Origin of the sequence: Endozoicomonas acroporae (assembly GCF_002864045.1) — a bacterium.
Taxonomy (GTDB): domain Bacteria; phylum Pseudomonadota; class Gammaproteobacteria; order Pseudomonadales; family Endozoicomonadaceae; genus Endozoicomonas; species Endozoicomonas acroporae.
Window position 1 is genome coordinate 1 of the sequence record NZ_PJPV01000063.1, and the last position, 14,551, is coordinate 14,551.

Annotated in this window: 4 protein-coding genes; all 4 read right to left on the reverse strand. The window is 53.1% G+C overall.

Annotated elements, in window-relative coordinates; translation table 11 throughout:
* On the reverse strand, positions 1-8,719 hold an 8,719-nt coding region (locus tag CX664_RS11295; RefSeq protein WP_145999947.1), incomplete at its 3' end, for a VCBS domain-containing protein.
* A gap of 147 nt (positions 8,720-8,866) precedes the next feature.
* Positions 8,867-11,701 carry a response regulator gene (locus tag CX664_RS11300; RefSeq protein WP_101746838.1) on the reverse strand — a complete coding sequence of 945 codons (2,835 nt, stop codon included), beginning with the start codon at positions 11,699-11,701 and terminating at the stop codon, positions 8,867-8,869.
* Positions 11,702-11,706: 5 nt separating this feature from the next.
* Entirely contained in the window at positions 11,707-12,240 is a 534-nt protein-coding gene (locus CX664_RS11305) for a YfiR family protein (RefSeq protein WP_101746839.1), read from the reverse strand.
* 21 nt (positions 12,241-12,261) lie between these two features.
* Positions 12,262-14,382: a TonB-dependent receptor plug domain-containing protein gene (locus tag CX664_RS11310; RefSeq protein WP_244910650.1), complete on the reverse strand. Its 2,121-nt coding sequence runs from the start codon at positions 14,380-14,382 to the stop codon at positions 12,262-12,264.
* Between the last annotated feature and the right edge of the window lie 169 nt (positions 14,383-14,551).

Below are 14,551 nucleotides of genomic sequence, written 5' to 3' on the forward strand. Positions count from 1 at the left end.
CCGAAACGGTGTAGGGTTGTTCGCTGAAAGCACCGTACGCATCGGTCACTCGCACGGTCAGCTGATGGCGGTCAGCACTGTCGTGATCCAGGGCACCGGCGACACTGATTGCGCCGGTATTGGCATCAATGGCAAACAGACCACCGGCATCGTCAGTGAGGCTGAAGGTCAGGCTATCACCATTGGCGTCACTGGCCGACACCTGCCCCACCACGGTGCCCGGCTGGGCGCTCTCACTGATGCCCAGCGGGGTCACGAAGGACTGCAAGTCGTCGCTCTGGGCGAGCTGGTAAAGCTCACTGATGTCGCTGGCCGACAGGGTGCTGTCGAGGATCATCAGATCCTTGATGGTGCCATCGGTGGCAGTATCCTGTGGCCAGTTACTGGCACCGACCAGGTTGCTGGTCAACTCGACACCGGCGGGTCCCTGGCCGGGATTGTCCGCCACTTCAACACCGTTCTTGTACAGGTGCAAATGGCCATCAGCATCCACCGTCAGGGCCAGGTGGAAGGTTTCATCCAGAGAGAAGAAGTTATCAAACGTCACCGAGCCGACAATGCTGTCACCATGGAAAATCTGGGCCTCTATTCGTCCTTCCGATGGGCTGGCGATCAGAATATTATCGGTACCAGCGCCATTGCCCAGGTCAACCATCCGTGCCCAGGCAGTGTGGCTGTGATAGGTAAAGGTGGTGGCAATGGTCATTGCCCCGTCAAGGGTCAGTGAACCGATGGAACCACCGGCGCTGTTCAGTTGTACGCCTGAGTCACTGTGGGTGACGCCGCTGTTGAAGGTCAGTTGGTGGCCGTGGTCGGTCAGATCGGCAGCCACATCACCGCTGCTGCCCGCCAGGGCAAAGGCGGCCAGAGCATCGGCACCGGGAAAGGCCTGCAACTCGGGTGCCTGATTGTCCGCCGGTGGGGTTGCGGGGTCGGCCGCTACCGCCAGGGTAAAGGTGTCCGAGGCACTGGCCAGGCCATCACTGGCAGTGACCGTAACGGACAGCGAACCGACGTCACCACTGCCGGGAGTACCCGAGAACGTGGTGCTGGCGGCATCAAAGCTGAGCCAGACGGGCAGGGCACTGCCATCGGCCAGGGTGGCGCTGTAGCTCAGGGCATCACCCTCCAGATCGCTGAAGCTGTCTGCGGGCAGCTGGTAGCTGAAGGGGGTGTCCTGAGCGGCACTCTGGTCGACCAGGGCAACATCCAGTACCGGTCCGTCGTTGCTGCCGTTGAGGGTGATGGTCAGGGTGTGGGTGGTGCCGTCCGCTGAGGTCACGGTCAGCGTCTCGGTCAGGGTTTCACCCTCCCCGAGCTGCTGAATGGCCGACTGGCTGTTATCGGCGCTGTAGGTCCACTGGCCACTGGCATCCAGCATCAGGTCACCGTAGTTGCCGGTGATGGTGGTGGCGGTAAACTGGGCTTCACCGGCATCGCTGTCACTGATGGTCAGGGTGCCGCTGGCGCTCAGGACGTCGCTGCTGTCTTCGGTCACCGTGGCGCTGTCGTCGCCAGCGATCACGGCCGGGTTATTGGCCACCCGGTCGGGGTTATCGGCGTCCGCGGCGCTGGCCAGGCCATCACTGGCGGTGACCGTTACCGACAGCGAGCCCACATCACCACTGCCGGGCGTGCCGGAGAAGGTGGTGCTGGCGGCATCGAAGCTGAGCCATGCGGGTAGGGCACTGCCATCGGCCAGGGTGGCGCTGTAGCTCAGGGCATCACCCTCCAGGTCGCTGAAGCTGTCTGCTGGCAGCTGGTAGCTGAAGGGGGTGTCCTGATCGGCGTTCTGGTCGGCCAGTGCGACATCCAGTACCGGTCCGTCGTTGCTGCCGTTGAGGGTGATGGTCAGGGTGTGGGTGGTGCCGTCCGCTGAGGTCACGGTCAGCGTCTCGGTGAGGGTTTCACCCTCCCCGAGCTGCTGAATGGCCGACTGGCTGTTATCGGCGCTGTAGGTCCAATGGCCACTGGCATCCAGGATCAGGTCACCGTAGCTGCCGGTGATGGTGGTGGCGGTAAACTGGGCTTCACCGGCATCACTGTCACTGATGGTCAGGGTACCACTGGCGCTCAGGACGTCGCTGCCGTCTTCGGTCACCGTGGCGCTGTCGTCGCCAGCGATCACGGCCGGGTTATTGCCGGTGATGTCCAGGGTAAAGGTGTCCGAGGCGCTGGCCAGGCCATCACTGGCGGTGACCGTTACCGACAGCGAGCCCACATCACCACTGCCGGGCGTGCCGGAGAAGGTGGTGCTGGCGGCATCGAAGCTGAGCCATGCGGGTAGGGCACTGCCATCGGCCAGGGTGGCGCTGTAACTCAGGGCATCACCTTCCAGATCGCTGAAGCTGTCCGCGGGCAGCTGGTAGCTGAAGGGGGTGTCCTGATCGGCACTCTGGTCGGCCAGGGCGACATCCAGTACTGGTCCGTCGTTGCTGCCGTTGAGGGTGATGGTCAGGGTGTGGGTGGTGCCATCCGCTGACGTGACGGTCAGGGTCTCGGTGAGGGTTTCGCCATCCCCGAGCTGCTGAATGGCCGACTGGCTGTTATCGGCGCTGTAGGTCCACTGGCCACTGACATCAATGGTCAGGTCACCATAGCTGCCGGTGACGGTGGTGGCGATAAACTGGGCTTCACCGGCATCGCTGTCACTGATGGTCAGGGTACCGCTGGCGCTCAGAACGTCGCTGCTGTCTTCGGTCACCGTGGCGCTGTCATCGCCACCAATCACAGCCGGGGCATCACCGGTGATATCCAGGGCAAAGTTATCCGAGGTGCTGGCCAGGCCATCACTGGCAGTGACCGTTACCGACAATGAGCCAACATCGCCACTGCCAGGTGTGCCGGAGAAGGTGCCGCTGGCTGCATCAAAGCTGAGCCAGGCGGGCAGAGCACTGCCATCGGCGAGGGTGGCGCTGTAGCTCAGGGCATCACCTTCCAGGTCGCTGAAGCTGTTTGCTGGCAGCTGGTAGCTGAAGGGGGTGTTCTGATCGGCGTACTGATCGGCCAGGGCAACGTCCAGCACTGGTCCGTCGTTGCTGCCGTTGAGGGTGATGGTCAGCGTGTGGGTGGTGCCATCCGCTGATGTCACGGTCAGCGTCTCGGTCAGGGTTTCGCCATCCCCGAGCTGCTGAATGGCCGACTGGCTGTTATCAGCGCTGTAGCTCCACTGACCATTGGCATTAAGGGTCAGGTCACCGTAGCTGCCGGTGATGGTGGTGGCGATAAACTGGGCTTCCCCAGCATCGCTGTCACTGATGGTCAGTATGCCGCTGGCGCTTAGAACGTCACTGCTGTCTTCAGTCACCGTGGCACTGTCATCGCCGGCAATCACGGCCGAGGCATCGCCGGTGATATCCAGGGTAAAGTTATCCGAGGTGCTGGCCACACCATCGCTGGCGGTGACCGTCACCGACAGCGAGCCCACATCGCCACTGGCAGGCGTGCCGGAGAAGGTGGTGTTGGCGGCATCAAAGCTGAGCCAGGCGGGCAGGGCACTGCCATCGGCCAGGGTGGCGCTGTAGCTCAGGGTGTCACCATCCAGGTCGCTGAAGCTGTTTACTGGCAGCTGGTAGCTGAAGGCGTCGTCCTGATCGGCACTCTGGTCTGCCAGCGCTACGTTCAGTACTGGTCCGTCGTTGTTGCCGGTGACAGTGATGGTCAGGGTGCTGCTATCCGTCAGTGGCGTGCCACCATCATCGGTAACGGTGTAGTTCACCACGACGGTAGCGGTTTCACCGGTGGACAGATAATCAAAGTCTGTACCGGGATTGAAGGTGATGTCATTGCCACTGAAGCTGACACTGGCGGTGCCGGGCACAATGGCCTGGCTGTCAGTGTTGTTGGTCATGGTAGCAATGCTGGCAGCGCTCACACTGAGCACATCACTGCTATCACTATTACTGTCGTTGGCAAGGACATCTACGGTAACACTGTTGTTTTCCTGAGTGGTGCCGGTATCAACGACGGCCACCGGTGCATCGTTGGTGCCGGTGATCGTGATGGTTACCTGCTGATCCACGGTGCCACCCCGGCCATCGTCCACAGTGACGGTGTAAGACTGGGTCAGCACCTGGCCTGCTGCCAGGTAATCAATATCCGCATCGGGCACGCTGAAGGTCCAGTCCACCTGGCCGGTGCCATCCCCGGTGGTGTTATTGCTGACCGTTGGGGTGAAGGATCCGAGATATCCGGTGGTGTCCGAAGTGACGCTGACGGTCTGGACATCGGTCAGATCAACATCAGCAATGGTGAAGCTGCCGTTGTCAGACAGTGTATTGATGCTTTCACCATTGGCTCCATCGGCAATTTCGGTTATGGCTCCGGTCACATCTGTCGCAGCCGTAACGGTGGGAAGCTTGTTGTCGGTGCCGGTGACGGTGATGGTCAGTGTGCTGTTATCAGTCAGTGGCGTACCATCATCATCGGTGACTGTGTAGTTGAGTACCACCGTAGCCGTTTCGTCCTTGTTCAGATAGTCGAAATCGGTACCGGGGTTGAAGGTAACATCGCTGCCGTTGAAGCTGACACTGGCCGTGTTGAGAGTGACGGGCTGTTGATCACCATCATTGGTCATGGTGGCAATACTGGCGGCACTGACACTGAGCGTATTGCTGGTGTCCGGGTCACTATCATTGGCGATTACATCGACGGTGACGTCGCTGTTTTCCCAGGTGTTATCGGTATCTGCGGTGGCCACCGGTGCATCGTTGGTGCCGGTAACGGTGATGGTCAGGGTGCTGCTATCAGTCTGTGGTGTGCCATCATCATCGGTAACGGTGTAATTCACCAGAACGGTGGCGGTTTCGCCGGTGGCCAGATAATCAAAGTCACTACCGGGATTGAAGGTGATGTTATTGCCACTGACGCTGAGACTGGCGGTGCTCAGCCCAATAGCCTGACTGTCACTGTTGTTGGTCATGGTGGCAATGCTGGCTGTGCTGAGACTGAGCCCGTTGCTGGCATCCGGGTCAGAGTCATTGGCAATAACATCCACGCTGATACTGTTGTTTTCCTGAGTTGCGTCAGTATCGGCGGTGGCTACCGGGGCATCATTAGTGCCGGTTACCGTGATGGTCAGGATGCTGTTATCCGTCAGTGGTGTTCCATCATCATCGGTGACTGTGTAGTTCACCTTCACCGTGGCGGTTTCGCCACTGGCCAGGTAATCAAAGTCGGTACCGGGATTGAAGGTAACATTATTGCCACTGAAGCTGACACTGGCGGTATTGTGGAGAATGGTCTGGCTGTCGCCATCATTGGTCATGCTGGCAATACCGACGGCATTGACACTGAGCCCATTGCTGGTGTCCAGGTCACTGTCATTGGCGATCACATCGACAGTAACGCTGCTGTTTTCCCCGGTACCACCGGTATCTGCGATGGCTACCGGTGCATCGTTGGTGCCGGTGACCGTGATGGTCAGGGTGCTGCTATCCGTCAGTGGGGTGCCATCATCATCGGTAACGGTGTAGTTCACCACGACGGTGGCGGTTTCACCGGTGGCCAGATAATCAAAGTCGTTGCCAGGGGAAAAGATTACGTTGTTGCCACTGAAGCTGACACTGGCGGTGCCGGGCACAATGGCCTGGCTGTTGCTGTTGTTGGTCATGGTGGCAATGCTGGCAGCGCTCACACTGAGCACATCACTGCTATCAGTGTTACTGTCATTGGCAAGGACATCTACGGTAACACTGTTGTCTTCTTGAGTGGTGCCGGTATCGACGACGGCCACGGGTGCATCGTTGGTGCCGGTGATCGTGATGGTCACCTGCTGATCCACGGTGCCACCCCGGCCATCGTCCACGGTGACGGTGTAAGACTGGGTCAGTACCTGGCCTGCTGCCAGATAATCAATATCCGCATCGGGCACGCTGAAGGTCCAGTCTACCTGGCCGGTGCCATCGCCGGTGGTGTTATTGCTGACCGTGGGGGTGAAGGATCCGAGATATCCGGTGGTGTCCGAAGTGACGCTGACGGTCTGGATATCGGTCAGATCAACATCTGCAATGGTGAAGCTGCCGTTGTCAGACAGTGTATTGATGTTCTCACCATTGGCATCATCGGCAATTTCGGTTATGGCTCCGGTGACATTTGTCACCGCCGTGATGGTGGGAGCAATGCTGTTGGTGCCGGTGACGGTGATGGTCAGGGTGCTGCTATCAGTCAGTGGCGTGCCATCATCATCGGTGACTGTGTAGTTGAGTATCACCGTGGCTGTTTCGCCATTGGCCAGATATTCGAAATCGGTACCGGGATCGAAGATAACATTGTTACCGCTGAAACTGACACTGGCCGTGCTGAGAGTAACGGGCTGTTGATCACCATCATTGGTCATGGTGGCAATGCTGGCGGCACTGACACTGAGCGTATTGCTGGTGTCCGGGTCACTATCATTGGCGATTACATCGACGGTGATGGCGCTTTTTTCCCAGGTGTTATCGGTATCTGCGGTGGCCACCGGTGCATCGTTGGTGCCGGTAACGGTGATGGTCAGGGTGCTGCTATCAGTCTGTGGTGTGCCGTTATTATCGGTAACGGTGTAGTTCACCAGAACGGTAGCGGTTTCGCCGGTGGCCAGATAATCAAAGTCACTGCCGGGATTGAAGGTGATGTTATTGCCACTGACGCTGAGACTGGCGGTGCTCAGCGCAATAGCCTGACTGTCGCTGTTGTTGGTTACGGTGGCAATGCTGGCTGCGCTGAGACTGAGCCCGTTGCTGGCATCCGGGTCAGAGTCATTGGCAATAACATCCACGCTGATACTGTTGTTTTCCTGAGTTGCGTCAGTATCGGCGGTGGCTACCGGGGCATCATTAGTGCCGGTTACCGTGATGGTCAGGATGCTGTTATCCGTCAGTGGTGTTCCATCATCATCGGTGACTGTGTAGTTCACCTGCACCGTGGCCGTTTCGCCACTGGGCAGGTAATCAAAGTCGGTACCGGGATTGAAGGTAACATTATTGCCGCTGAAGCTGACACTGGCGGTATTGTGGAGAATGGTCTGGCTGTCGCCATCATTGGTCATACTGGCAATACCGACGGCATTGACACTGAGCCCATTGCTGGTGTCCAGGTCACTGTCATTGGCGATCACATCCACAGTAACGCTGCTGTTTTCCCCGGTATCACCGATATCAGCGGTGGCTACCGGTGCATCGTTGGTGCCGGTGACCGTGATGGTGAGGTTGCTGCTATCCGTCAGTGGCGTGCCATCATCATCGGTAACGGTGTAGTTCACCACGACGGTAGCGGTTTCACCGGTGGCCAGATAATCAAAGTCGTTGCCAGGGGAAAAGATTACGTTGTTGCCACTGAAGCTGACACTGGCGGTGCCGGGTACAATGGTCTGGCTGTCACTGTTGTTGGTCATGGTGGCAATGCTGGCAGCACTGACACTGAGCATATTGTTGCCATCCAGGTCAATGTCGTTGGCAATGACATCGACGAAAACGCTGTTGTTTTCCCCGGTTGTGTCAATATCGGCGGTGGCTACTGGCCCATCGTTGGCTCCGGTGACGGTAATGGTGGTGATGGCATTTGAGGTCATACCACCATCGTCACTCATGATGTAGTGAATGGTGATGACAGCTGACTCACCGGTTGCCAGATAATCAAAATCTGCCCCGGGGGTAAACTGCAGCCGGTTATCGACAATGCTGACAGAGCCCTGACCAGCCATGACATTGCCCAGGTTATCGACAATCTCAGCGCTGTGGAGGTTGAAGTTGTCGGGGCTATCAGCCAGATCCTCATCAACATCATTTGCCAGTACATCGATGATCAGTACATGATTTTCATGGCTGTCATCAACATCGTCATAAGCTTCAGGCGCTTCATTGAGATCATTAATTGAAACACTGATGGAGGCATTTCTGCTGATACCATTCTGGCTAGTTACTTCGACGGTTAAGTTGTAGCTATCTCTTATTTCATGATTCAGGGGGCCGGTAACGAGCAGTTCACCGGTTGTGGGCTTGATGGCAAAGGCGTTGTCTTCATTACCTCCGATAATGGCAAACGTCATATTGTCAGATTGGCTGGCAATAACCTGACCTACGACCGCAGAGCCGTCTTCAGGGACGTTTTCATTAACGTTAAAGTTTTGACTTTCGATGACTGGAGCAATGCTTTCAGGGGCAGAAGGTTGATTGTCACTCAGCTGACTAATTGAGTTGAACTCCAGTTGACTGAGTTCGTTACCTTTTGATTGCTCTTTCGTTGATTGGCGGTCTGTATTTTGACTGTTTTCCTGCTCAATGACGACGGTAGTAGGTAACCGTGATTGGTTAATGCCCGTCCCTGATTGATCTGAAGTGCTTTGTGTTGAATCTGAATTATCTGATTGCTCTGTTGGTGAGTCATTAACTTGTTCGCTTTCTTTAACTTGATCACTTTCATCAGCTTCATCGCTTTCATCAGTTTGATCACTTTCTTCGCTTTCTTTATCTTGATCACCTTCTTCGCCGGCAGCCGTTGGATCAAGACTATTAACGATCTCTGCCCCCATCACTACTTGTTGCGCCACCGGAACCGTTAGAGATTGACCATTTAATAATTTGACGACAACTTCTGAACCGGACTCATTATTAATGACTTCATCAAGAAAAATGGGGTCGCCGACCTTTTTGGTGACAATGTTTCCATTTGAATCAGTGACTTCAATGGCTGCAGTGGCATCGGTTACATATCCTATGACGGGGATGTTGTCAGAATTCATCAGTTTACCTCTTCCGCTAAGGTGTTGTCCGGCTTACATGCGGTTCATGAACTTATTCAGTAATTGTAGTTGTTTGATGTGGGATATAATCAGTCAACATATTTAAAAAAACAGATTCGTATTCAGATGAATCAAGGGTCATTTTGATCAGTCAATTTTTTGATTGTTTTTGGTTTTTATTATTAGAGATTGAAGGGTTTCATCAAGCGTTGATTCCAGTGAAGTTATTAATGCTGATGCCTCTGCCAGCTGGTTGGCTTTCCCTTCCTTCTCGATGTCGGCGGCAATCATTGCCAGCTGTGTGGCACCAAGATTGTTACTGCTTGATTTCAGGGTATGGGCTGCTCTTACCAGTACCTCTCGGTCTGCATCTTTGGAGGAGAACTTGATATCGGCCATTAATTTAGGTGCGTCTTCCAGATAGCTGTTAATCAGTACCGGGAACTCTTCTTCCATTAGCTCTTGAAGTGCACTGAATACGGACTGATCAATTAATGGATGCTGTTTTGATTGATCCGGTTTGCTGGCAATCGCCCGGGTTGTTTCTGCAGCTTTCGGTGTTCCTGTTTGTGGCGGTGTGTCGTGAATCAGCCAGTGCGCCAGCCTCTCCCTGAGGTGGTCAATTTTGACCGGTTTGCTCAGATAGTCATCCATGCCGGCAGCCAGACACTTTTCCCGGTCTTCAGCCATTGCATTGGCGGTCATCGCGATGATCGGTATTCTGGGTAACTGTTGCTCACGCTCTCTCTGTCTGATCAGACCTGTGGCTTCATATCCGCTCATCTCCGGCATTTGGCAGTCCATCAGCACCAGGTCGTAGGTTTGGTGTCGGCTCATGTCGACCGCTTCACGACCATCTTCTGCTAAATGAATATGGCTCAAGCCAATTTTTTTCAGCATGCTGGTGGCGACTTTCTGGTTGACCACATTGTCTTCTACCAGAAGTATCTGGATGCTCTCGGAGAATACTGCCGTTTCTGGTTCATGTTGGTCTGTCAGACCATCCGGTTGTTGGCTGGCGTGATGGTAATGCATCACCTGCATGGTGGTATCCAGTAATCTGGACTGTCGGAATGGTTTGCTCAGGCAAGCGGACAGCCCGGCCGCTTGCTGTTGTTCCTGAGGGATAAAACCGGTAGAGCTGAGCATGATTCTGCGAATGGACTGTAAGTCTGGATCGTCTTCGATCACTTTAGACAATTCCAGCCCATCCATGTCGGGCATATTCATATCCAGAAAGACAAGCTCATAGGGCTGGTTATTGTTATGAGCTTTTCTCAATAGCTGCAGAGCGTCTTTTGTGGTTGATGCCTCGTTGTGATCCAGGCCCCAGGCTGTTAGATAGTGGCCAAGAATCTCCCGGTTGGTGTGGTTATCATCAACGACCAGGGCTTTTATACCGTCCAGTGCATGAAGTGTCTGAGACTTTTGCCTGCATTGGTTTTGGGATATCGCCATCTCCAGAGTGAAGGTGAATGTGGAGCCGAGACCTTCAGCACTGATAACACGGATGTTGCCTCCCATTAGCTCAACCAACTGTCGGGAGATCGTCAAACCCAGACCGGTGCCCCCAAACTTCCGGGTAGTACTGCCATCAGCCTGGGTAAACTCATTGAACAGGGTTGGCAGGATATGTTCAGCAATACCAATGCCGGTATCCTCCACAGAAAACTCAATTTGTGCCGACGTCTGTGATCGTTTGATCAGGTTTACTTTGACGCTGACCTCTCCTTTGATGGTGAACTTTATGGCATTGCCAATCAGGTTGGTTAGCACCTGCCTCAGTCTTACCGAGTCACCTTTCAGTGTGGCTGGCAGGTCAACATCGGTATAGCAGCTAAGCTCCAGGCCCTTCTCTCGGGCGGTGCCTGCCAGTAATGTGCAGACATCTTCAACAACATCCCGGACTGAAATATCCACTGCCTCAATGGTCATTTTGCCCGCTTCAATTTTTGAAAAGTCGAGAATGTCGTTAATGATGGAAAGTAGCGAATCAGCAGAGGAATAAGCGGTATTCAAAAAATCATTTTGTGTTTTTGTGAGCGGGGTGTCTTTCATCAGGTCCAGCATGCCAAGAACACCATTCATCGGCGTACGGATTTCATGGCTCATATTGGCCAGGAAAGAACTTTTGGCTTTGACTGCATCCAATGCGGCTTCTTTGGCTTCGTTAAGCTCTGTCAGATTTTCTTTCAGCCCCCGATTGGCCATTTTCAGTTCATTGGTTCTACTGGTAACGGTGGCCTCCAGGTTTTCACGATGTTGTTGCAGTCGGTCATCTCGTTCTTTGATCTGCATGAGCATGTTATTGAAGCAGTCATACAGTTGCCCGATCTCATCGTTGTCGTATTTTTGCACCTGGCGGTCATACTGCTGGTATTTGGTGATTTCGCTGATGGTATCAGCCAGCTCTGTAATGGGTCGTGCCAGCAGTTTTTGCAGCCTGGCACTCAGCATTGCCGCCAGTACGATAGAAATTAATGCCGCAATCATGACCAAAAACAAGATCTGAGTCAGGTGCAGATAAAGCTCACTCAGGTTTGACTGGATATAAATGGCACCAATAAACTGACCATCCAAATTGATAGGACGATATAAATGCAGCTTGGCTTTGCTGAATAAGGTAACGGGCTGGTTGAGTTCCTGCAGGGTAAAGGCCCAGGGTTGCTTCTTTTCCCGATGATAGTCGGCGACGCGCTCACCGGACGGATTTAATAAGTAGGCTGCTTCTATTTCATTGGTGCTGGAGAAACCGTTCAATAGTTGTTCAGCTGCTATCGTATCCTCAAACATCAAAGCTGCCTGAGCATTGGCACCAATCACTTCAACCAGGGTTTCCAGTTTACTGACCAGCAAAGACCGTGAGTGCATATATTCACTGACGGTTTGCACACTCAGGGTCACCAGCAGAACGGAATACGCCGTTATCAGCATGGCGTATCGTAACTTCTTTTTAATGGGCAGGTTCTTAAATGTGATCATAATGACTATTTAACAACCTTGGCTAACCTCATTAATTGGGCGTTAATTGACAGGTTCGCATTTCTGGTCGCACTCTGACTGATGGCAAACTGGATTCGGCTACCGGTACGGATCAGTCCTATTACGCCACCTTGATAAGCGAAGTTCTCGCTATCACTGATGGTCAGTACTGATTCATTTTTTAATTTCTGTAAGATTCCGGATACGACATGTGGCGTTGAGTTATGGATGTAGACAATGTCGCACAGCTTTTTCAATGGGGCGCTGTGTATTTTATGAGTGACTGATATACGCCGCCCCCTGCTGAATTTATGATTGATTTTTTGTAGTTCACTGTTGATAGCTCCGCTGCCAATAATGCACAGTGCCAGGGTCTGCTTTTTTCCGGGCCAGGCAACAAACTTGGACAGTTTATAGACAATGGCGGCCTTAACCTTGTCCGCTTTGGTAACTTCACTGGCTCCTGATTGAGTTACGTTTAGGCAACAGAGAAGAGCTATTGCAATGATTGCGTAGATTTTGTTGGTTATGATCGGCATGAAGTGATCTCCCCCATCCGATTAATGTTGCCAGCGTAACTGCAGGTACCAGGATTCCTGTACCTCAGTTTCGCCGAGCCCGCTGAATATTTCATCGAATTCCAGCCGTTGTTTGTCGAACAGGTTCTTGCCGGTCAGGGACAGTTCAAGGTCTTTGCCGAATTTTTTGGCTACCCTGAAGTCCAGAGCCGTGTAGGCACTAACTTCTGCATCTTTAAGGTTATCCATATAGCGTACCCAGAAATCCAGATACCACTGGTGGGGCAAGTTCATGTAAGAACGGATATTGGCGGTATTGTTGGCACTGAGGGTTTCCAGTAAGTGTTCATTTCCCCTAAGGTAGCTGTTGGTTATAGCTGAACCGGAATCCTTGCTGAATGCATCAACACCCAGAAAACTGTAGTTAAATTGCAGTTTCCACCAAGGGGTTGCCTGCCAGTCTGTTGTTACCTCCAGACCATAAGTGTTAGCCGTTAACCCGTTGGCAAATGTGGTTGAATATTCTACGGCGGGTTTACCTCCATTCTTGCCATAGGAGCAAAGCATGACTGAACTGTCAAAAGTGGTTCTATCCAGGCAGCCGGGTTGATCAACGTAAGCCAAAAGATCTCTGTACTGGTTGAAAAAGGCAGTGATATCAAACAGCAGTTGGTTATTAAATTGCTCTCTATAGCCCACCTCTAAAGCAAATAATTTTTCCGAATCCAGTTGATCATTGCCACTGATAGCCAATAAGTCTGGAGTAGCGGTTCCCGGTACAGGAGCGTCCTCTTCTCGCAGGAATGCAATTCCACGGGAAATTACCGATGTTTCACTGATTGATGGCGTCTTTAACGCACTGGCCGCTTTCATCCACAGGGTTTGCTGGTCCGATATCTTCCAGGTCAAACTGGCATTGGGCTGAATCTCATAACCGGTAAAGTCGTTATGCTCAAAGCGGGAGCTGAGCGTCAGAGCCCATTGCGGTGAAAGGGTAATGTGATCCTGAACAAATGCGCTGTATAGTCGGTCCGTTCGACTGGCAGGTGCCATGGTGATGTTGTTCGTGGCGCTGTTGAGGTTATATTGGGTCAGTCGATAACCCAAGCCCCAGATGATGTCATGATTGTTGCCGGGTAGTATCTGGTGCTGAAACTCAAGGTCGGCAGTATCTCGCTTTTCCGTGAACCGGTAATCATAATTTTCATAGCGGTCATAGTAGCCTTTGAGGGCAAAGTGGCTGCCGTCAGCCTGGTACTTTTTATAGCTGCCGATCAGGTGTCCACCCTTTTGATCTCTGCTTTGATTGACAATGCGGTCCGGGCTCAGTGTGGTTTCATTAAAGATTTTTAAGTCGGGGCGGGTTGTGCCGTCATAAAGTTCACTCTGAAGTGACGCTTCAGCCCCGTTTGATGTTCGCCAATTCGCTTTAAATCCTGCTCGTTTTAATGCCCAGTCATCATTGGCATCGGTACCGTCTTTGTTTGCTAATCCATCGCGGCTGAAGGTTTTGAAAAACGCCCGATAGTAGCCATAATCCCCTAATTCCCCACCGTAGCGATAGGCCCCAAAGGCTTTTTCTTCAGAACCAAACCCGGTAGACAGCAGACCACCCTGGGTATCTGCCGCATGTTTGGTAATAATATTGATCACACCATTCACGGCATTGGCACCCCACAGCGCCGCCCCCGGGCCGCGAATTACCTCAATGCGGGCAATATCTTCCAGCATGGTATCCTGGACATCCCAGTTAACACCGGAGAACAGAGGCGAGTAAACGGTGCGCCCGTCGATCAGTACCAGCAATTTATTGGCGAAAATGTAATTAAAGCCCCGGGTACTGATGGACCAGGTATTGCTATTCAACCGGGCTACCTGCATGCCTGGCACCATTCTCAGTGCCTCTGGAATGGATGTCACTCCTGAACGCTGAATATCCTCATTGGTGATAACAAACACAGCGGCAGGAGAGTCCATCAGGCGCTGTTTTCTTTTGGAGACCGATGTGACGTCGGGGACATCCAGTGCGATCAGCTCTTCCAGGCTGAGATCCAGCAGCCCATCATCGGTTATTTCCGGATCGGAATCAGCCTGAAGACTCATGGGAGCGATGAGAGAAGAAAAAATTCCAGCCAGCAGCAGCGCATGATTTGATGATTTCAAGGTTCCACTCCATTGGATTTATTGAACAGAGAAGTGCTGCTGAATCGTTCTCTGTTCATCCCGGGTATGACTGCTTCATTGCTTGATCTTTGAAGCCTTGTAATACCTGTTGATATTATTAGCTCTTATTAACGGTGTTTGTCAACATAGTTGTCGCCTCAACTTAAGC

What these genes read in the sequence shown, in the direction of transcription:
- CX664_RS11305 (WP_101746839.1), bottom strand. Translation starts at nt 12,240, where the DNA reads ATGCCGATCATAACCAACAAAATCTACGCAATCATTGCAATAGCTCTT.
- CX664_RS11300 (WP_101746838.1), bottom strand. Translation starts at nt 11,701, where the DNA reads ATGATCACATTTAAGAACCTGCCCATTAAAAAGAAGTTACGATACGCC.